Below are 21,366 nucleotides of genomic sequence, written 5' to 3'. Positions count from 1 at the left end.
TCAGTATATTAACCACTAATTTAAACAAAAGCAACAAGTATTTATTACGCTTACTAACGCTTTCGTTTTTGTTATGATACTTATACTTTAGCTTTAAAATGTTTTAATAAAATATTAATAACCAATATTTTAATATAATAATTATATATGAGTAAAAATATAGTCTCTACTACCAGAAGGAAACGCAAGACAAATCGCTCCAAAAAGGTAGGTTTGCCTGCCGGTAGTCTGGTGTATTTCGGTAATAAAGAGAAGCCTCTCAATATAGAAGTCTTTGCCTATAACGAGCATTCTTGTGAGGTAAAGAAAGTCTCTTCGGCTGAGGAAGCCCTTAAATTTATAATCGATAGCCATATCACGTGGGTGAATGTAAACGGCTTAAACAATATTGAGGAAGTAAAAAAGTTAGGTGCTTATACTCATTTAGATAACCTATTTTTGGAAGACGTACTCGATACCGAACACCGTCCGAAAGTAGAAATCCTCGATGAACATATTCTTGTGATCATTAAAATGCTGTACTACGGCAAAGATAAGCAACTCATTTCAGAGCACTTAGCATTATTATTGGGTAAAAACTACCTCATCACTTTTCAAGAAAGTGAAGACGAAGACGTGTTTGCCCCTGTGCGCAAGCGTTTACAAAACGCCGATAGCAGTCTGCGCAAACGCCCCGCTGACTATTTGCTATTCGGACTCTTAGATGCTATTGTAGACAACTATTTTGTGATTTTGGATAAAGTAAGCGATAAGATTGAGACCATTGAAGATGATATTATTATTCACCCTCGTGAAGATATGATTTCCGAAATCCAGTTGCTGAGAAAGAGTGCTATCTTTTTACAGAAATCAATTACGCCCTCGCGTGAGGTAGTAAACAAGATAGAGAAAACCCCTCATCATCTTATCGACACCGATACTAAGCATTATTTCCGTGACCTCCACGACCACACGGTGCAAATTGTCGAAACACTCAGCACTTACCGCGATATCCTTTGGGGACTTACAGATACTTATATGGGGGCAATGAGTAACAAGATGAACAACATTATGCGCTTGCTCACCCTTATTTCTACTATCTTTATTCCGCTCACTTTTATTGTGGGGGTATACGGTATGAATTTCAAGTATATGCCTGAATTAGAAGTATGGTGGGCATATCCGTTAGTATGGTTGGTGATGATAGGTATTTCAGTAACAATGATTTTCTACTTCAAACGCAAAAAATGGCTTTGACTTTCATAAAAATGCACTATCTTTGCGCACTATGAATTTGTTAGACGAGAATGTACAACGCTTTATCAGGGAATACGAGGGGACAACTACAACATTGCTCCTCAAGAAACCTGTGTTCAATGGTATTTCTAACAAAGAGTTAGCACAACAGATTGAAGGTAGGCGCACAGCAGCTAAAAAACTTCCTTTTTTGCTTACTACGGAAAGTATATTGTTCCCTCCAACACTTAATTTAGAGCAAACCTCCTCCGAGGCAACCGCTCAATACAAGGCTCAAGGCTTGCACGGAGAACGTTTTTTAGATCTTACTTGTGGGTTTGGTATTGATGCATTTTTTCTTTCAGAGAAGTTTAAAGAAGTTACGTTGGTAGAACAAAATAAGGAACTTCTCAGCAAAGTAGAACATAATTGGCAGGTTCTAGGACGCAAGGCCACATTTATAAATGGAAGCACAGAAGCTTTTTTGAAAGCTACAACAGCACATTACAACCTTATTTTTCTCGATCCTGCTCGTAGAGACGCTCTCAAACAAAAGAAGTTTCTCTTAGAAGACCTCTCACCTAATATCTTAGAGTTACAGTCTGTACTATTGCAAAAAGCAGATAAAGTGTTTACCAAACTATCACCTATGATAGATATTAGTTATCTGTTGCATACGCTACCCAAGATAACACATATTCATTTGGTAGCCTTACGCAATGAAGTAAAGGAGGTATTGGTAGTACAAGAACCTAAAAAAGAAACGCAAGTACAAATACATTGTGTGAATTTGGAGACTGAAGAGCCTATTTTGCAATTTGCAGAAGAAGTGTTGCATAGTTGTCAAGTGGTGTATAGTGCGCCTAAAAAGTACTTGTATATTCCTAATAGTGCTTTGTTGAAATCAGGAGCTTTTAATTATATAACGCAACGTTTTGAGGTAGAGAAGTTGGACGTAAATACTCATCTATACACTTCCGAGCAGCTAAAAAAGCCCTTTGCCGGACGTGTTTTGCAGGTAACTCCTATCAATCTTAAAGAGTTAAAAAAAGGTAGTAAATATTGTATTCTCTCTAAAAACTATCCGTTATCGGTAGCAGAAATTAAAAAGAAATACCGTATCGTGGAAGGTGGTAATGAATATCTTATCTTTACCCGTTCCGTTGAGGGGTTGGTCGTACTTTTAGGGAAGGTAATCGAGTGAGAAAGTTTTTTCTTTTGAGGTAAAAATGCTTAGTAAACGATAGTTGTACACTGGGAGTAATCAAGCGAATAGGTTTGCTATCCGTAGGATAAACTGACTTGTTATTAAAAATTCCCGATAAGGCTACAGTCCAATCATCTTTCAGATATACAAACGAAAAGCGCGTCACAGAAGTAGGATAAACCTTAATATTCAGCTGTTGCAGTATGTCCATTTGGTTACCAAAATTCAATCCACCAATAAACGCCCCTGTAAGTAACCAGTGTTTGCCAGCTACCCAGGAATAGCCATAGCCCACGTGAAAACCTATTTGGAAATTCTCAAAAGCCTCGCTACTCACATTCTCTGTTTTAGCATCAGGCTCTATGCGATGCCAATAGAAACCACTGCCAAAAAGCAAACTTCCTGCTGATTTCACTTGGAGTTCGCTTTGCTCAAAGGCTGCTCGCGCCGAGAACTTGTCTGCACGCCATACGTAAGTGCTTTCTACACCTATTTGCTGGGTAGAAAGGGTAGGGAAGAGGGTATAATTCCCTTTACCTCTATCGATATAAAATCCTGTATAGTCTTGATAATAAGCATCTATAAGTATGCGTTTACCGTATTTATGTGCTTGTATATCAATACTGCGAGTTTTTAGATTTGTTTCATTTTTTAGTCGGAATAAGTTCTGTGCATAAAGTACGTTAAGCCCTAATATCTTGCGCAAACCTATTCCAACTCCTAAACTAAATGGGTAGTTGGGTGAATAAGCCTCTTTCCCTTGCGTAAGTATGAGCATTTTGGTAGGAGTATATGCTCTGAGCCATATTTCTTGCGGATAAGGTTGAATGTAGGTAGTATCCCGCTCTTGTGCAAAGAACGAAAGGCAACCTCCCCACAAAAAAATCAATAATAAGGCTCGTAAATTCATTATAATATATAAAAACGGGTGCAAAAGTAATACATTTTTAGCAACTATGAAAATCATACTCAAATACTTTTCCTCACTTAGTGAGTTGCAACAACAACAATTTGCAGAGCTCAAACCGCTGTACGAAAAGTGGAATGCTCAAATAAACGTCATCTCGCGCAAAGATATAGACGATTTCTACGAGCGACACGTGTTGCATAGCTTGGCAATAGCTAAGCGCATTCAGTTCGTTGATGGCACGGTACTATTAGATGTCGGTACTGGTGGAGGCTTTCCTGGCATACCTTTGGCTATAATGTTTCCTAACTGTCAGTTTACATTGGTCGATTCTATCGGAAAGAAAATAAAAGTAGTACAAGAAGTAGTAAAAGCTTTAAGGCTCACCAATGTAACGGCTATGCAGATAAGAGCCGAAGAACTAAAAGATACTTACGACTTTGTAGTAAGTCGTGCCGTTACTCAAATGAAGGACTTTGTGCCTTGGGTAAAAGGAAAGTTCAAGAAGACTTCTAAAAACGACCTCCCTAATGGTATTCTTTACTTAAAAGGCGGTGACCTTACTGAGGAGTTAGCACCTTTCCCTAAGGCAGAACTGACTGATATCAGTAGTTATTACGATGAACCTTTCTTCGAGACTAAGAAAATAGTGTATTTAAAGGGGTAAAATATTAGACACAAAGCATAAAAAAGGCTGTCTAAAACGACAGCCTTTTTTATGCTTTAAATTTTCTTGAGTTGTTGTTGCATCATCTTTATTTGGTCGCTCATCAAGTTTTGCTTATCTAGCTTTTTAGCCTCAGTGAGGAGCTCCTGTGCTTCGCGTTTTTTCCGCTTTTGCATCATAATACCTGCCAAACTCAATTTTGCCATCGCTACGTCATAACTCATCGTAAGTCCCAATTGTAGAGCTTTACGAAAGTATTTTTCTGCTTGAGTAAGGTTCTTTTGCGAGTAAATAATACCGTACATATAGTTGTAATAGCCTTGTTGTTTGCGGAGTAAAGCTGTCTGAGGGTCTGCTATTTTACCGAGCCATTTTTCCATTCCTGCAAAGTCTTGCTTGCGCAAACGTAAGAATGTGAGAAGTATAAATTCGTTGCGAAAATAGAGTAAAATAGGAATAAGAGAAAGCAAAATAAGCGCTATACCATTTCCTATATTCCCCTGTGTGAACTGATATACCGCCCACGCTATGATAAGCACGGCTATAACTATCTTTAAATATTTGTTCTGTAAATATTTCATTTCTGTTTTTGTTTTAAAAGTTTGCAAAGGTAGTAATTCTTCTTGAATAATGCTAATATTTAATCCTTTTTTTCAACAAAGAGACTTTCGGGGTATTCTATATGAGTGAGATATAACCCACAAGCGGGAACCGATGCTCCTGCTTTACTGCGTTTCTTACTGATGATAATATCTTCAAAATCTGTAAGCGAAAGTTTCTGTAAGCCTACATCTATAAGTGTTCCTACAATCGCTCGTACCATATTGCGCAAGAAACGGTCGGCAGTAATAGTAAAAATAAGTTGGTTCTCCACCTTATCCCAATGCGCTTCGTATATTTTGCAATTATATGTCTTTACATCGGTATGTGTTTTAGAGAAGCACTGAAAATCAGTATAATCAAAAAGTATTTGAGCCGCTTCATTCATAAGCGCTACATTTAACGGAAGAGTAAATGCCATCGCATAATCGTAAGCAAAAGCATCTTTTTGAGTGCTAATATGGTACTGATAAGTGCGTTTCAAAGCGTCAAAACGGGCGTGGGCATTAGGCTGTACTTCATATATATGATGAACAGCTATATCTTTTGGAAGAAAAGCATTTAACTTGTGAACCAGAGTAGCGGGCAACGCTTCTGTCACATCAAAGTGAGCATACATCTGCGAAGCGTGCACACCACTATCAGTGCGACCTGCTCCCACAACTTCTATAGGCGTTCGCAAAAGAGTAGAAAGAGCCTTCTGTAAAACTTCTTGCACTGAAATAGCTTTGGGCTGGGATTGCCAACCGTAATAGTTTTTACCAAAGAAAGAAAGTTCTATAAAATAACGCATTTTTATCTTTATAAAAAGTAAAAGGTAACAGAGCATAACTCTGTTACCTTTTAACGAACATCTTATACTAAATTATTATTCACCCAATAGTTTTTTAACACGTTGGAAGTTAGCACTGTCGCTCAAAGCTCCATAAATGCTCTTTAGTTGTTCCAAGATATTTTTATCGTTGCCATTAGCTTTCACGTAGCTTTCTAATACTTCAGCAGCTTTTTTAAACAAAGCTTCTTTTTGGTCTCTAAGTTCATTGAATTTCTTAGTATCAGCAGCCGAATTGCCTAATGAATTCATTTGCTCAACCAAAGCATTACCTTCATTAATGTAAGTAGTCGAAAGGTTCAAAGTAGCATCAGCATATTTAGGCTTAATTTTAAGGGCTTGTTCAAAAGCTTTACGAGCCTCTATATTGTTACCTTGTTGCATATTGATAACCCCAATATTGTAGTGAAGGTCAGCATTATTAGGGTCAAGCTGTGCAGCTTCTTGCATTAGTTGTTTAAATTTTTCTTTATTGTCTAATTGCAAGTAAACATTCGCTTCAGCAAGAATGATGTTAGCATCTTTAGGATAAGCTTTTCTTGCTTCAGCAAAAGCTTTTAGCGCCTCATCAGTCTTGTTTTGCTCTACGTAAATAAAGGCAATATTTTTCACGATATCAGCACGTTTTGAAGGCGTTTTTTCATTTCTAGCTTTTTCGTGAGTACCTGCTTTTACCATCAAATCACGCTGGTTTTTATCAGGGAAAGTTTCCTCTTTTTTAGTTTGCTTATTAGTAGCCAAATAAAGTGTTTCAGCACCGTCATAACCTAAGTCTTTCAACTCTTTATAAAGTTTCACAGCGTTGTCATAATCTTTATTTTCAACCGATACTACTGCCGCATTGTACAAAAATACAGTATCACGCGGACTGAGGCGGTATACTTGTTCAAAAGCAACCGAAGCATTCTTGTAGTTTTTACGCTCGTAATTGTCTTGTGCTTGCTTAGCTGCAATATTAATAGCCTCATCAGCCAAAGTTTGCAACTGGTTTGTGTATTTGCCTTTACCTCCTTCTAATTGTCTTACTTTGGCAAAAGCTGAAGAAGCCGCTTGCAACGAAGGCAATACATTTTCATTTTTCTTGGCAGCCTCCACATTCACTTGTGCTTCCAAGAAATAGAACTGAGGTGCAAATTCAGTACCCTCAATAGAACCTTTAATGGAGCTTAATCCGCTTTTGGCAGTTGCTAAATCTCCTTTACGGATTTGTTTTTCAATCTCTTTGAGTTCTTTTTTTTGTCCGAATGCCACTGCCGAAATCAGTAAGGCAGCAGCCATTAATAATGGTTTTCTCATATTGTTTTGCAATTTTAACGCAGTTTTTTGTTTTATATACTAATTTGAAGTCGCAAATGTAGCACTTTATTTTTAAAGCACCAAATATTATCAACTTTTTATTTAGCAACAAAACTTGTGCCAACCGCATACTTCTGACAATTAGTCCGTTGAAGTTCCTCGAAAGTTATATCTCTCTATTTTCAATTCTCATAAACGTTCCTCAAAAGTTACTCACACTAAAAATTGCATTTTTTTCGCCAAAATCACGTTTTTATGATTTTTTTCTCAATAACGTAAATACCTCTTTCTACTAATTGAGATTCAACTTAGTAACCTCCTTCCTTCGTCTTAGGTTCGTCTTACCTTCGCTCTTCCTTCGGTTAAGATACATCTAAAAGGTAAGATAGGTATATTTTATATCTAACTGATATATAAACAATTATTATTTTTGATTCACTAAAAGATGAAAAAGAATTTTATTGTCTTATTTTAAAAAAATATGCTCTATTTTAGAAATTTTAGCATTTTTTTCTCAGCTTCTCCAAAGTCATATAGTGCTTGCATTAATCAACCTTCATTCTCTTTTAATTTTAAAACGAATTTATTTAATTTCTAGCACGTAGTCTCACTGTAAAAAGAATACTTTTCACCTATTGATATTAATGTGAGTCCTATATATTTACAATACTGATTATTAGTCTCCTTTGCGGTATACACTTTGCCAAAGTTTAAACTTTGGCAAAGTTGAAGTCTTAAAATAATCATTTCACAAGGCATATTCTTAATTCTCTTTTAATTTTAAAACGAATTTGTTTAATTTCTGGCACGTAGTCTCACTGTAAAAAGAATACTTTTCACCTATTATATTATTGTTTTTTATTAACAATAAAATTTATAAAGTATTACTATTGTATTTCCAATTATTATTTGTATCTTTGCCCTCAAATAAAATCTTATGAAGAAATTAACTTTAATCGCATTCCTTTTAATTGTCTTTTCTTGTAAGACAAACCCTTTTACAGGAAAGAGTACCCTTAACTTTATGCCTAATAGTCAGGTATTCCCGATGGCTTTTAGTGAGTATTCCACCTTTTTAAAATCTAATAAGGTAGTGAAAAATACAAACGATGCCGCTATGGTGAAACGCGTAGGCGAACGCATAGCCAAAGCTGCCAAACTATGGCTCGATACCAATGGTTATAAAGGCTATTTAGATGATTATCGTTGGGAATATAACTTGGTAGATAGTCCCGAGGTAAATGCTTGGTGTATGCCAGGGGGGAAGATTGTGGTTTATACGGGAATCTTACCTATTACACAATCCGAAACAGGTTTGGCAGTAGTAATGGGGCACGAGGTGGCTCACGCTTTAGCCGACCACGGGGCACAACGTATGAGTGCTGCCACCTTACAACAAATAGGTGCTATTGCAGGTTCAGTAGCCTTGCAAACTAGCAAATACGCTGCTTATACCGACCAGTTTATGCTCGCTTACGGCTTAGGGTCTAACTTAGGGGTAATGTTGCCCTTTAGTCGTTCCAACGAAACAGAAGCCGATGCCATAGGTATCCAGATTATGGCAATTGCTGGTTATGACCCAGCTGAGGCTCCTGAGCTATGGAAACGTATGAGTGCCAAGAATAATGGTAAATCTACACCTACTATTTTAAGCACCCACCCTTCTGATGCCTCTCGTATCAAAAACCTCACTGCCTTAGTACCCAAAGCACGTGCTGAAGCTGCTAAGTTTGGAGTCACCCATTTTCAATAGTTAAAAGATATGATAAGCATCGCTACAATTCCTCTTTTGAAAGAGTATAGGGGGAGTATAGGGGGAGGTTGTCAACATTTTAGTATTATTCACACCAATATAGGTAACAAATAAAACATTATAAAGATATGCAACAAGTTTACGATAAAATTAATGAAACGGCTCGCATCATACAGTCGTACATCACAGAGCACACTCCTGAATTTGCTATTATTTTAGGTTCTGGACTGAATAAGTTAGAAGATGAAGTAGAAGTAATTTCTGAGATTAAATACAACAATATCCCTAACTTCCCTAAATCTACTGTAGAAGGACACAAAGGTAAACTGATTTACGGCAAAATAGAAAACCGCTATGTGCTAATGATGGCAGGGCGTGTGCATTATTACGAAGGATATACAATGCAAGAAGTAACCTTCCCAATACGCGTTTTTGCACAATTAGGTATTAAACGTCTGATTGTTTCTAACGCTTCAGGAGGGGTAAACCCTAACTTCTCAATAGGTGATGTAATGGTTATTCGCGATCATATCAATTTATTTCCTGAGCACCCTTTACGCGGTAAGAACTTAGACCTATTTGGTGCACGCTTCCCCGATATGAGCAAGCCTTATAACCAAGCTATGATAACCGAGCTCGAAAAGATAGCTAAGAAACATAAAATCAAGCTCCAAAAAGGAGTGTATGTAGGTTTGCAAGGTCCTTCTTTTGAAACTCCAGCCGAATATGGTATGGTGCGCATTTTAGGAGGTGATGCCGTAGGTATGAGCACCGTACCCGAAGTAATTGTAGCACGTCATCAGAATATGGAAGTGTGTGCTCTTTCAGTCATCACCGACTTAGGTGGTCCCGACATCTCCCCCGATGTATCACACGAAGAAGTACTCAACGCCGCTAATATCGCAATGCCAAACGTGATATTATTGGTGAAGAATTTGATTAAAAGCTATCAATAGTTTTTAGTTGTGGTATAAACTTTGCCAAAGTTTCAATAGCTTGTTGTGCTACAACCTTTGGCAAAGTTAAATTACCAAATTATTCACTTTTCACTCCTTACTCTTCACTTTTTACTTTTATAAGCTTTAGCACCTTCTCAGGGCAACGCACCGGTCTGAAAGTCTTCGCATCTACAAACACCAATACAGTATTAGCCGTAGAGAGTAATTCTCCTTTTTCATTGAGAATTTCATAGTTAAACTCTATTTTTGTAGAGGGTAATTCTTTTAATTTGGTACGAATAGTAATGAGCTCGTCATACAAAGCAGGCTTTTTATACTGAATTTGCAGGGATACCACAGGCATCATTATTCCTTCTTCTTCCATCGCCTTATAGGTAAAGCCAATAGACCTTAGCCACTCCACTCTTCCCAATTCAAGATACTGAGGATAATTCCCATAGTACACTACCCCCATTTGGTCAGTTTCTGCATAGCGTGTACGCAATACATAATCAAAATATAATTCTTTCATATTTAGATAGATATAAATATTAACAAAACATTAACAGTGCTCCCATATAAAATAAAAGTACAAAAACAAATGTTAAATATTTTTTTTATTCAAAAATTATTCACAACTTTGCTCACTGAAAAAACAACAGTTTTATCACCGGCAAAATTAGTAAAAAAATCTAATAATCAAATTTTTAGCTAAAAAGTAGCACTAAAAAAGATGAAAGAAGCAGCTGAAAAAGTCTGGAGTAGGTGTCTTGAATTCATAAAAGACAATATCACTGAACAACCATTTAACACTTGGTTCGCTCCTATCGTACCTGTGGAATTAGAGGGCAATACCCTAAAAATCAAAGTGCCCAGTAAATTCTTTTGCGAGTGGTTAGAAGAAAATTATATTTCTCTTCTCAAATCAGCTATGACTTTTACCTTAGGTGTAAACTCTCGCCTCGTATATATTGTCGATACTCCTCTTACTAAAGAACAACTTCCTAGTACTAATCGGCCAGAATTAGCAAAACAGACTTTGACTTTAGCTACTGAAACCAAAGACCCTGGACTTAAAAATCCTTTCGTAATACCTGGTATTCGCGAAATAACTGTTGATCCTCAGCTGAACTTACATCAGAACTTCGACAACTTTGTGGAGGGGGCTTCCAATCGTTTAGCCCGCTCTGCAGGTATGGCAGTTGCCAACAAACCTGGGGGCACGGCTTTCAATCCGCTGTTTATCTTCGGAGGAGTAGGTTTAGGTAAAACCCACTTGGCACACGCAATAGGGGTAGATATCAAAGAAAAATACCCTAAAAAGAAGGTGCTATACGTTTCTGCCGAAAAGTTCACCCAACAGTTTATCAGTGCTTCCACAGCCAAAGACAAAGATAAGAATACACTTAACGACTTTATTCACTTCTATCAGCTCATCGATGTGCTGATAGTTGATGATATTCAGTTCCTATCGGGGAAGGTAAAAACCCAAGATGCTTTCTTTCACATCTTCAATCACCTGCACCAAAATGGCAAACAGGTAATCCTCACTTCCGATAAAGCACCAGTTGATTTATTCGATATCGAACAGCGCTTGCTCTCTCGTTTTAAATGGGGACTTTCAGCCGAACTGCAAACGCCCGACTATGAAACGCGCTATAAGATATTAGAAAATAAATTCTATAATGATGGTGCTGAAATAGGTGACGATATCATCGCTTATTTAGCTGAAAATATTCGTACCAATGTGCGCGAACTCGAAGGGGTGAGTAATTCACTGATTGCACAAGCAGCTTTCAACCGCAAAGAGTACTCTATAGAACTCGCACAAAGCATTATTGATAAATCGGTAAAGAATAACCGAAACGATTTGACGATTGACCATATTCAGCAAATCATTGCCGATTACTTTAGTTTAGATATAGAATCTTTGCATTCCAAAACCAGAAAGCGCAATGTGGTACAAGCGCGACAGTTGGCGATGTTTTTCTCGAAGAAATACACCAAAAATTCACTTTCTACTATTGGAAGCCAGATAGGACAACGCGACCACGCTACGGTGTTACACGCTTGTAAAACGGTGGAAAACCTAATAGAAACCGACCGTGCATTCAAGAAATATGTAAGTGATTTGGAAACTAAATTCTCTGACTGATGCAATCCTTATCTCAACTATTACCACAAGAAGAACGATTAGCGGTAAGCAATGAGCAAAAATCTTTGAAAATAGGGCTTCCAAAAGAGCACTCCTTTCAAGAGTATCGCATTTGCTTAACTCCTGATGAAGTAGCGGTATTAGTAGCTAACGGACATCAAATACTAATAGAGGCAGGGGCAGGGGAGGAGGCTCATTTTTCCGATACCGACTATAGTGAGGCAGGTGCCGAACTCGTATACGATACCCAAGAAGTATTCGCGTGCCCTATTGTGCTAAAAGTTCAACCGCCCACTACTGATGAACTCGCTTACTTTAATGCCCAATCCGTATTGTTGTCGGCTTTACAACTTAACACGCAAGATAAAGCTTACTTCGAGACGCTTGCACAAAAGCAAATCACTGCCTTAGCTTTTGAATATATAAAGGACGAAGCAGAAAATCACCCTATACAGCAGTCGGTTGATGAGCTCACAGGTATCGCAGCTGTGCTCACCGCCTCTGAACTACTTGCAAAAGAAAACCAACTCTTACTCGGCAATATCACCGGAATACCGCCTACTGAGGTAGTACTTTTGGGAGCAAATGAACTGACCAAAGCCGCTGCCAAAACTGTCTTAGGATTGGGTGCCAATGTAAAGATATTTGCTTCTTCTCTCAACGATTTGAGAAAACTGCGCACACATTTGCCCTCCTCAGTATATACCGCTACTTTGCAACCTCAGTTGCTCCGAGAAGCCTTAACACATTGCCACGTGCTTATAGGGGCTATGAGTGGAGAATGTCGCTCGCCCATAGTAGTAACCGAAGAGATGGTACAACAAATGAAGCGTGGTGCTGTGATAGTAGATGCTAGTATTGGCATAGGGGGCTGTATAGAAACCAGTAAGCTTACCACTTTAGAACAACTTACCTTTACAAAATACGAAGTAGTACATTGTGGAGTGCCTAATTTACCTTCCCGTTATGCTCATACAGCTTCAACTTTGCTCAGCAATACCCTATTACCTTACTTACTAAAAATAGGAGAGGAGGGAGGTGTAGAAAACCTATTACAAATAGACAAAGGTTTTAGAAATGGACTCTATTCTTATCACGGAATCCTTACTCATCACAACATCTCCGAGTGGTTCGGATTGCCTTACAAACCTTTACATTTATTGTTTTTATAGACACAGAATAAGTTTTCTTAATACTTTGATAATAAAATGTCCGAGAAGTTACCTCTATAACTTCTCGGACATTTTGCTATTGTATTGTTTCTAACTTCAATTTTCTGTTTTGTTAAGACCTTCTAATACTGAATCAAAGAACAACAACATTTCGCGAGCGTGGTATTTGCCGTATTTGTTGAAAGTTGCTTGTGTTTTAGTATCGGGTTTCCAATCGAAGAAAGCGTGATTGGCACCTCCTACTTGTATATACTCCACCCTCTGACCGGCTTTGGAAAGGGCTCGTTCGTAAGCTTTAACCTCTTCATCTTTTATAAGTCCATCTTCTGAACCTCTAAACAACAATTGGGGTACTGTTCTTTTAGAAGCCTCTGGAATACTGTTGATAGGTGCAATTTCATTTAAATAAGGATAGTTTTTAAAGCGATTGGTGAGCATTTCAGGGCGAAATACCCCATAGCTGGGTACAGCAGCTTTGATAGCTTTAGCCAACTCATTGCGCACTTGTGCCACAGTTTTCCCTTTAGGCATATAGGTAGGCATAAATTCGTAAACACCTTGCGTTTTACCAAAACCTCTATCGCCTATGCGTTCTACAAAATTCGCTGCTGAAGCCGATAAATGTCCTCCCGCACTATCGCCCGTAAGAAGTAATTTACTGCTATCGCCTCCGTATTTAGCAGCGTTTTCAGCAATGTGTAACAAAGCCCCATACACATCTTCTATAATTTGATGCAATTGAGTAGGAGTACTATCTCCGTCAAGTTTGTCTATCCAGCGATAATCAATGTTGAAAACCACATATCTGCCACTGTTTGCTAGTTCGCGTGCCAAACCTCTCATCACCGATTCGGTATTGGAGCTCCATCCACCTCCGTGAATAATTACGATACAAGGTAGGTTTTGCTTACCTTTAGGACTATATACATCGTATTTCAGCGGTTTTACTCCCGGTTTAGCATAAACAATATCTTGCACTACTTTCAGATTAGCTTCCGCTTTTCTAGGTATAAAACAAGCTCCTACATTCATATCTTTGTCTACTTTCACTTTGAACTCAGGTGTAGATTGTTCATAAAACATAGCTCCCCACTGTTCTGGTAAAGAGTAATAGCCACTATCAAAAATATAGCCAGTGGCAGGAGTTGCTTTGAGTGTAAGAACCGTGCCTGCTTTTACCATTCCGTCTTTAGGCAAAGTAGGACTAATAGTATACGAACCATTACGTGCCTCATCAGGCGTTACTTTGAATTTGTTTTGTGCTTGTAGCCCTACAACAAATAGGGTTATAGCACTGAATAGTATGCATTTTTTCATATATAGATAAATTAGTAATTTTACTTTTTATGACTTTTGTACTTAACGTTGCGAGCATCTTTGATTACACCTTTCCAATTGTCAGGTATTTGGGTAGACAACAAAGCTAAAGGTTCTACTTTATCTAAAATAATCTATAATAAGGCTTGTCCGGAAGTACCAAAGTTGGGCAAAAAACATCGACCTTGTATTAATGACTAAAATAATATTCTAATACTTTTAGCTTAAAAATATATTGATATTTAGCTTTAACAAAATCGTTTTGAGCATTCTCATACTGATATTTAGCTTGACTAAAATCAAAAGTATTCATTAAACCTACATTATGACGCTCTTGCGCATAACTAAACGCCTGTTGTTTTGCTTGTACCGTCTTTTCACTTGCTTCATATAGCTTTTTAGCATTCGAAGCATCGTTATAGGCTTGATAAATGTTCTTCTCAGAAGTAAGTTCTGCTTGTTCTTTAGCAAATTGACTTTTTAAAAAATTTAATCGCTGACGTTTTACAGTTCCTAAAGTTGAAAATCCGTTAAAAATAGGAATATTAAGCGATAACCCTGCATACATACCTTTATTCGCATCAAGCTGTTGCCAAAAATCTTGCGCTTGCTTCTTACTCCATCGTGAACTATAACCCCATTGAGCAGAAAGACGCGGTGAATAAGCCGATTGTGATAAGCGCAAATTATTTTGAGCTACTTGCATATTTGCTTCGGCTAATTTTACATCGCTCATTACTTCTTTGGCACGCTCATAAATCTCTTCAGGAGTTTTATTGAGAATATCAGCAGAAGGTTGCTCAAAAGCACTATCTGCAATATCAAAATCTCGATAGTTTTTTAACAAAAGTAATTGTGCCAAACCCATTTTGGCAATAAAGAGAGCGTTTTCGGTAGCTATTATTTGTTGTTCTTGTGTGAGCAGTTGTGCTTCGGCTTCATAAATATCTCCTTTGGGTAAAGAACCTGCACCAATAAGTTCACGGGTGCGCGTTAAACTTTCCTTTGAAATTTCTAACTGTGCTTTCAAATTCTTGATTTGTTCTTTATTGCTCAACACTTCAGCATAGGCATTGATAATCATCAGTACTATATCGTCTTTCATTTTATCTAACTGATATTGAGAAGCTATACGATTAAGTTCCGCCTGATGTAACTTGCGCCAATTTTGTAGTCCTGCAAAAAGAGTAAGGTCTACGCTTACTCCTCCTGATGCCGATTGAAAGAAAGCATTTTCAAACTGATTGGTTACAGGATTGATATTTTTTCCCTCATTTAAGTTATAAGATGCATTGCCATTCACCGAGGGCAAGAAACCTGCTTTGGCTTGCATTTTATCAATATCTGTGGCTTTTAAATCTATTTCCGATTGTTTAATAGATAGGTTATTTTCTTTGGCATACTGAATACAGTCGCTTAATGTCCACAGTTTTTGTGCTACTACTGAAAAAGGCAGTAAACAAAATAAAATAAATAACTTTTTCATCATTTTGTTCTATTCAATAAGTTGATTTTATGTATAGTTTCCGAATTATTATATATACAAAGTAATTCGTTCTTAACTATTTATCATTACAAAAAATACCTTGTTGGGACGCACTGCCTAACAAGGTATTTCTTTTTACCGTTTGTCCTCAATACCGAATTCTTTCCATTGTGTTTGAGGAATATCAATTTTTATGAGTTTTTTAATGAAAGATACTTTACTTTCTATTTCGGTAATAGTTTTACTAAGCTCTTGAGTCTTAGTTTTGAGGTCGGCTTTGAGCTTTTCTTGTTCGCTGTTGAGTGTTTCCATCTTCTTTCGGAGTTCTTCGAGCTTGGTAATGTCTTCGGCTTTCACACCCAAAGGCAATTTGTCATTACGACCTTTTAATCCGTCAATCATCACTTGCGATTCGACTAAATTGGTTGAATAAGTTTTCTTTGCCATAAGATTGTCAATTAAATTTTATGAAATAATTACTTGTTTTATTTGTTTCCCAGATAGGAAATCGTTTTACTAAGATAGTTTTTTCAGTTCCCAACATAGGAAATCATTTTCCCGAGATAGTTTTTTTGGTTTTCTATATGAAAAATCGTTTTATTAAGATATATTTTTTAATTCTCCATATAAAAAATTGTTTTCCTCAGATAGTTTTCTCTTCTTTTATATAAGAAGCAGAAAAAACGTATCTTCTGAGATTTCTTTGCAAAGATATGTATTATTTTTTAATAAACAAAGGAAAAAGATTATTTATCGCAGAAAATCTTTCATTAATAGAAAAAATGTGATTAATAAGAAAACTTTTTATATCAGTTGAGCCAACCGCTGAGTAAGGGCTTTTCGGCTGTATTGTTCTACTTTTTTGGGGTTAGTTTTAAGTGTTTTATGTTGGAATTGATGATAGAACTCTACTATTTTGGCTTTCATCTGAGAGGCATCGGTATATCCCACAAAAGTACCTGTTTGTGTTTCAGTGAGAATAGGTGTAACATCCCAGTTATGAGGTCCTATGGCGAGAATAGGTCGCCCCGAAATCATATATTCAAACAGTTTACCCGGAATAATACCTTGTGTTTCTTCGGAATCTATTTCGATGAGCAACAATACTTGCGATTGCTTTTGCAAACCAATAGCTTCTTGATGGTTAATATAACCTTTATTAATATAATAAGGTGTAAGTCCGTTATGGTGAATATCTTCTTCGATTTCTTCACTTACTTTGCCTGCAAAACAAAGTGTGAAATCTTCGGCAAAATGAGGTTCTTTGCGTATTAATTCGGCTAATATTTTCCACAGCATTTTGGGGTTTCTATCTGATAATAAGGAACCTATGTGCGAAATAAGGAATTTATTGGATAGGGGAGGGGTGGTTGTTTTTTCCTCATCATAACCATTGGTAATTACCTCAATAGGAGTATTGGTAAGCTGCCGAAAGTCTTTTTGCGTCTTGAAACTTGTTGTAATCACCAAGTCTGATTGTTGTAACACTTCTTTTTCCCAATAATGCTGACGTTTATCTGCCCATTTAGTAAGGCGTAAATCTTTGTAATAACCAATAGTTGTCCACGGGTCGCGGAAATCGCTAATCCATTTGAGGTGAGGAATTTGTTTCTTTAACTCATAACCTATAAGGTGTACGCTGTGAGGAGGCGAAGTGGTGATAATAGTTTCTATCTGGTTTTCTTTTATAAACTTATTCAGATACTTTACAGAAGGTTTTATCCAGAATTTACGAGCATCGGGAATGAAGCAATTACCACGTATCCAAAGTAATACTTTATCTAAAATAGAAACTTTTTTACGCGGAATGATACCTGAACTAATTTTTTGGGTTTTCTTTTTAGAGAATAACGAAGCCCAAGCATAAGGTTCCCATATAGGACGTTTAATAATTTGTATATCAGTAGGCAAATCGTTTCCTATTTCATTGTCGATGATAGGATAAGTTGGGTTTTCAGGAATATATACAATAGGTTCTATATTAAAATCTCGTAAATATTTTACGAATTTTAACCAACGCTGTACACCAGGTCCGCCAGCAGGCGCCCAATAATAAGTGATGATAAGTACCTTTCTCATATCTTTTTCCCTATCTTTTATTTGACATAATATACATTATAACCATTTTACAATAGGTGTTTTTTTTCTATGAAATAACACCGCTACCCACTAATTCATCTCCGCTGTACCAGGCAGCAAATTGTCCCTCAGTAATAGCACTTTGAGGTTCTGAAAAATGAATATACAAACCGTTTTCGACTTTATATAAAACCGCTTTCTGTAATGGCTGACGATAGCGTATACGTACCATAAACTCTTTCGATTCATATACTTTTAATGCCAAATCTTCTCGAATCCAATGTTCATCAGGGGCTGCGATAAACAAAGCACTGCGGAACAATCCGCGATGTGTGTGTCCTTGTCCTGTATAGATGATATTCTTCTCGATATCAGTTTCTATGATAAATAAAGGTTCTTTGGTTCCTCCTACATTTAAGCCTTTGCGTTGCCCTTTGGTAAAATAATGAGCCCCTTGATGGATACCTACTTTTTTACCGTCTTCTGGTTGATAAACAAAACGTTGTGACAAATATTTTAATTCGTCTTCATAAGTTTCAAAAAGGCGTAGCATATCAAAGTCAGTATATCCTTTCCAATCATTGGGGATTTCAATAATATCGCCTTGTTGGGGTTGTAGTTTTTGTTGTAGAAACTCAGGTAAACGCACTTTTCCTACAAAGCAAAGTCCCTGAGAATCTTTTTTATCAGCGGTTATCAAATCTTGAGCTTTGGCAATGGCTCTTACTTCTGATTTCTGTAATTCCCCGATAGGGAAAAGTGCTTTACTAAGTTGGTCCTGTGAAAGCTGACATAGGAAATATGATTGATCTTTATTTTCATCTTTCCCCGATAGTAACCGGTAGATTTTTTCACCGTTTATCTCTATTTCTTCTTTGCGACAATAGTGTCCCGTTGCTACGTAATCGGCACCTAAACTAAGGGCGAGCTTCATAAAGACATCAAACTTGATTTCTCGATTACACAACACATCGGGATTGGGCGTTCTGCCGTGTTCGTATTCATTGAACATATAATCGACAATACGGGCTTTGTAGGGTTCACTCATATCCACTGTTTGGAATGGAATACCGAGCTTTTCGGCTACTAAAAGTGCATCATTACTATCTTCTAACCAAGGACATTCATCTGAAATAGTAACCGAATCATCGTGCCAATTCTTCATAAAAAGGCCTATCACTTCATACCCTTGTTCTTTTAACAAATAGGCAGCTACGCTACTATCTACTCCCCCACTAAGTCCTACTACTACTCTTTTCATTTTATTCTCTTCTTATGTTCTTCTTCCTATAAAAATATAATACTGATAGCATTACCAATATCAAAAGCAATAATGGATACACAAATACTTTTACTTGCCAACTGCTGGCACTTTCGGCTACTTTTTCCTTATCTAAGAAAGCCAATTGTACTTTCTTATTCCGCAAACTCAAAAACTCAGTATCGTCTAAGAGGTAATTTAAAGCATTCTGCAAGAAAGCTTTATTGTCATAATATTTGCTTGTCCATTTATCAAAACCGAGTTCTAAGGGAATATTATTTTTGCTATCTATATCGTTTTTGATAATATCACCATCAGCCACTACAAGCATTTTAGTAGGTTTGCTTCTATCAGCTTTTTCTTTGAGGTTTATGGGACGAATACGGTCTTTATAAACTGAGTTAAACTCACCTTCCAAAAGCACTGCTAAGGGAATATTTCCGTGTTTGTAGGCTTCTTTATTCTGGTTATTGGGGTCGAAGCGCAAGTTGATTTCGCGTGGGGTGCCATCTGCTTTTGAGAAAGATGAACTGGCGAGAAGCACTGTTTTCTTCACTCCGTTTTTCAGCGTATCGATGCTATTGGCAAACTGAAACCTCACTGTATCTAAATGATTGTTGATAAGGTGATTATTACCTGAAATCACCAGCGGATTATATACCCAAGGAATAGGTATATAACGGGTTTGAGAGCCATCGCCTGTGGCTACTATGATTTCAGAAAAGTACAAATCGTTTACCAAAGTGTAATTGATACGGAAACCATATTGGAAAAACATATCGGTAAGGTTTAGATTGACGGGCATTGCCATTGTCATTCCGCCTGTTTTGTACATATCTTCTAAAGAAACCGCAACATTGTCAATCAGCCATAGAGCACGACCGCCATTCATTATATACTGGTCTACGACCTGCTTTTGAGCATCGGTGAAAGGCTCAGTAGGCTTAGGCACGAGCAGTAAATCGAATTTTTCGAGGTCGTGTAGAGTCTTCTCGGGGTTGGTAGCCACCGAATCGAGGGTGAAAGGTGCTATAAAGTAGTATTCGCGCGCTGTTTTAAGGAAGTCGGCCATATAGATATCTTTCAATGCACCATTACTTCTGAGCACTGCGATTTTCTTCTTTTTATCTAAGGCAAACTTATAAAGCGCATCGGTAAAATTGTATTCCAATTTCTGTACTGAATTCTGTACCTGCTCTTGGTCGGTAGAGCCGAGTTTGTTCACAAAGAGACGAACGCGCTCACTCTTCTTACCATCACTAATGACTGCCCAAGGGAAAATATACTCAATAGAAGATTTTCCTGCTTCATTTTGAGTGATTTGCAAGGGCTGATAGCCATTATTTATCAGTTCTTGAATCACACTTTCGGGGTGCTCCTCCCCTTCTAATGGGTTTACAAAATTGACGATAATGTTGTTATTGGCAGCAGCATACTCATCTAATAACTGAATTGTTTCAGTCTGTAATTTCTTAAATTCGGTAGGGATATTGCCTTTCAGTAATACATCAATCACAATAGGATTCTGTATTTTAGCAAGTGTTTTCTTGCTCACCTCAGAGAGCGTATAACGTTTGTCTTGGGTGAGGTCTATCCGCGTGTGCCATTGTTTGGCGATATAATTGATTGCAAGGAGGCACACTAAGGCTATAACTACCTTGCTAATAGAGTTTTGAAAGAGTTTTTTCATTGTTTGTAGGCTTTGAGTGATAAGGTAGTGAGATATATGAAGAATGAGATAACAGAGAGGAAATACACGATATTTCGGGTGTCGAGCACTCCCCTACTGATAGCATCGAAATGCGTTTGGAAGCCTACCCCACCAAAATCTTCGGGGGCTACAAAGGCAATAAGCTGGTCGATACCAAAGAAGAAAAAGAAGCACAGAAAGGCCGCTAACACAAAGGAAATGATTTGGTTACTACTTATAGACGACGCCCATAAGCCTACTGAGGCAAAGGTGGCTACCAGCAAAAACAAGGCAATATAAGAACCCACGGTGCCTGCTATATCTAAGTTGCCTACGGGGTTGCCGAATACCCATACCATATAGACGTACAGGGCTGATGGCAAAAGGATTACAAAGAGTAAGAAGAGAATACCCAAGTACTTGCCGAGCACCATTTGCAGGGTGCTGACCGGTTTGGTGAACAAAAGGGCTAACATACCGCTTTTTTTCTCTTCGGAGATGCTTCTCATCGTAAGGGCGGGTACTAAAAAGACAAAAAACCAAGACGAAAGCCTAAAAAAAGGCAACAAATCGGCGAAACCAGCATTGAAAATGTTGTAATCTGTTTTAAAGACCCATAGGAACAAGCCGTTAAGCACGATAAAGAGCCCAATGATAGTAAAACCAATGGGCGAAGTGAAGAAATAACGGATTTCTTTTTTGAATAGTGCGTACATTTTTATAGTTAAGAGTAAGAGTTTGAGATTTAAAAAGTCTTTAACAATAATCTTTATTCTTAATGATTTTTCAGC

At 37.5% G+C, this 21,366-nt stretch carries 19 protein-coding genes; 7 read left to right on the top strand and 12 right to left on the bottom strand.

What is annotated here, in order from left to right:
• The first annotated feature begins 147 nt into the window (after nucleotides 1-147).
• Nucleotides 148-1,236, top strand: a complete 1,089-nt coding sequence (corA, locus tag C3V44_RS02505) for a magnesium/cobalt transporter CorA (RefSeq protein ID WP_106095409.1) — start codon at nucleotides 148-150, stop codon at nucleotides 1,234-1,236.
• A 31-nt stretch (nucleotides 1,237-1,267) separates the two neighbouring features.
• The gene (locus tag C3V44_RS02500; RefSeq protein WP_106095408.1) at nucleotides 1,268-2,419 is read left to right on the top strand and encodes a class I SAM-dependent methyltransferase; all 1,152 of its coding nucleotides are present in this window, start codon (nucleotides 1,268-1,270) and stop codon (nucleotides 2,417-2,419) included.
• Here C3V44_RS02500 and C3V44_RS02495 read toward each other — a convergent pair.
• Nucleotides 2,367-3,332, bottom strand: coding sequence for a DUF4421 family protein (locus tag C3V44_RS02495; protein WP_254425453.1), 966 nt, complete (start codon nucleotides 3,330-3,332; stop codon nucleotides 2,367-2,369). The two genes, C3V44_RS02500 and C3V44_RS02495, sit on opposite strands and share 53 nt — an antisense overlap.
• Nucleotides 3,333-3,378: 46 nt before the next feature.
• Between C3V44_RS02495 and rsmG the strand changes: the two genes are divergently transcribed.
• Nucleotides 3,379-3,996, top strand: a complete 618-nt coding sequence (rsmG, locus tag C3V44_RS02490) for a 16S rRNA (guanine(527)-N(7))-methyltransferase RsmG (RefSeq protein WP_009750501.1) — start codon at nucleotides 3,379-3,381, stop codon at nucleotides 3,994-3,996.
• Nucleotides 3,997-4,052: 56 nt separating this feature from the next.
• Here rsmG and C3V44_RS02485 read toward each other — a convergent pair whose 3' ends face one another.
• From C3V44_RS02485 to C3V44_RS02475, 3 genes are read right to left on the bottom strand one after another with little or no spacing between them, the layout of a single operon-like run.
• Nucleotides 4,053-4,577: a membrane protein gene (locus tag C3V44_RS02485; protein WP_009421613.1), complete on the bottom strand. Its 525-nt coding sequence runs from the start codon at nucleotides 4,575-4,577 to the stop codon at nucleotides 4,053-4,055.
• A 59-nt stretch (nucleotides 4,578-4,636) separates the two neighbouring features.
• Nucleotides 4,637-5,425, bottom strand: coding sequence for a tRNA pseudouridine(38-40) synthase TruA (truA, locus tag C3V44_RS02480; protein WP_106095406.1), 789 nt, complete (start codon nucleotides 5,423-5,425; stop codon nucleotides 4,637-4,639).
• 39 nt (nucleotides 5,426-5,464) lie between these two features.
• Nucleotides 5,465-6,724 (bottom strand): tetratricopeptide repeat protein, encoded by a 1,260-nt coding sequence (locus C3V44_RS02475; protein ID WP_106095405.1) that lies wholly within the window; start codon nucleotides 6,722-6,724, stop codon nucleotides 5,465-5,467.
• A gap of 937 nt (nucleotides 6,725-7,661) precedes the next feature.
• Here C3V44_RS02475 and C3V44_RS02470 point away from each other — a divergent pair.
• On the top strand, nucleotides 7,662-8,477 hold the full coding sequence (locus C3V44_RS02470; protein ID WP_015782949.1) for a M48 family metallopeptidase: 816 nt from the start codon (nucleotides 7,662-7,664) through the stop codon (nucleotides 8,475-8,477).
• Nucleotides 8,478-8,605: 128 nt separating this feature from the next.
• Nucleotides 8,606-9,433 (top strand): purine-nucleoside phosphorylase, encoded by an 828-nt coding sequence (locus tag C3V44_RS02465; protein ID WP_106095404.1) that lies wholly within the window; start codon nucleotides 8,606-8,608, stop codon nucleotides 9,431-9,433.
• Between the two features lie 97 nt (nucleotides 9,434-9,530).
• Here the strand turns inward: C3V44_RS02465 and C3V44_RS02460 are convergent, their stop codons facing one another.
• A complete protein-coding gene (locus C3V44_RS02460) occupies nucleotides 9,531-9,947 on the bottom strand; it encodes a thioesterase family protein (RefSeq protein ID WP_106095403.1) in 417 nt (138 codons plus the stop codon).
• Nucleotides 9,948-10,148: 201 nt separating this feature from the next.
• Between C3V44_RS02460 and dnaA the strand changes: the two genes are divergently transcribed.
• Nucleotides 10,149-11,570, top strand: coding sequence for a chromosomal replication initiator protein DnaA (gene dnaA, locus C3V44_RS02455; protein WP_106095402.1), 1,422 nt, complete (start codon nucleotides 10,149-10,151; stop codon nucleotides 11,568-11,570).
• The gene (locus C3V44_RS02450) at nucleotides 11,570-12,742 is read left to right on the top strand and encodes an alanine dehydrogenase (protein ID WP_106095401.1); all 1,173 of its coding nucleotides are present in this window, start codon (nucleotides 11,570-11,572) and stop codon (nucleotides 12,740-12,742) included. Before dnaA ends, C3V44_RS02450 begins: the two co-directional genes overlap by 1 nt.
• A gap of 96 nt (nucleotides 12,743-12,838) precedes the next feature.
• On the opposite strand, the gene C3V44_RS02445 is transcribed toward C3V44_RS02450, so the two are convergent.
• The 7 genes from C3V44_RS02445 to C3V44_RS02415 all read right to left on the bottom strand — a co-directional run bounded on the left by C3V44_RS02445 (nucleotide 12,839) and on the right by C3V44_RS02415 (nucleotide 21,291).
• Entirely contained in the window at nucleotides 12,839-14,059 is a 1,221-nt protein-coding gene (locus C3V44_RS02445; RefSeq protein WP_106095400.1) for an alpha/beta hydrolase, read from the bottom strand.
• Between the two features lie 190 nt (nucleotides 14,060-14,249).
• Nucleotides 14,250-15,548, bottom strand: a complete 1,299-nt coding sequence (locus tag C3V44_RS02440; RefSeq protein WP_106095399.1) for a TolC family protein — start codon at nucleotides 15,546-15,548, stop codon at nucleotides 14,250-14,252.
• Nucleotides 15,549-15,680: 132 nt separating this feature from the next.
• On the bottom strand, nucleotides 15,681-15,992 hold the full coding sequence (locus tag C3V44_RS02435) for a hypothetical protein (protein WP_002672015.1): 312 nt from the start codon (nucleotides 15,990-15,992) through the stop codon (nucleotides 15,681-15,683).
• A 357-nt stretch (nucleotides 15,993-16,349) separates the two neighbouring features.
• Nucleotides 16,350-17,624 (bottom strand): glycosyltransferase, encoded by a 1,275-nt coding sequence (locus C3V44_RS02430; protein ID WP_106095398.1) that lies wholly within the window; start codon nucleotides 17,622-17,624, stop codon nucleotides 16,350-16,352.
• 67 nt (nucleotides 17,625-17,691) lie between these two features.
• On the bottom strand, nucleotides 17,692-18,885 hold the full coding sequence (mnmA, locus tag C3V44_RS02425; protein ID WP_106095397.1) for a tRNA 2-thiouridine(34) synthase MnmA: 1,194 nt from the start codon (nucleotides 18,883-18,885) through the stop codon (nucleotides 17,692-17,694).
• Between the two features lies 1 nt (nucleotide 18,886).
• Nucleotides 18,887-20,575 (bottom strand): gliding motility-associated ABC transporter substrate-binding protein GldG, encoded by a 1,689-nt coding sequence (gldG, locus tag C3V44_RS02420; RefSeq protein WP_106095396.1) that lies wholly within the window; start codon nucleotides 20,573-20,575, stop codon nucleotides 18,887-18,889.
• A complete protein-coding gene (locus C3V44_RS02415) occupies nucleotides 20,572-21,291 on the bottom strand; it encodes an ABC transporter permease subunit (RefSeq protein WP_106095395.1) in 720 nt (239 codons plus the stop codon). The genes gldG and C3V44_RS02415 overlap by 4 nt, the downstream gene beginning before the upstream one ends.
• Nucleotides 21,292-21,366 lie beyond the last annotated feature (75 nt).

The organism is Capnocytophaga sp. oral taxon 864 (assembly GCF_002998835.1).
In the GTDB taxonomy this organism is placed as follows: domain Bacteria; phylum Bacteroidota; class Bacteroidia; order Flavobacteriales; family Flavobacteriaceae; genus Capnocytophaga; species Capnocytophaga ochracea.
The sequence above is the reverse complement of the archived record's forward strand: the minus strand, read 5'-3'. Positions and strand labels throughout refer to the sequence as shown.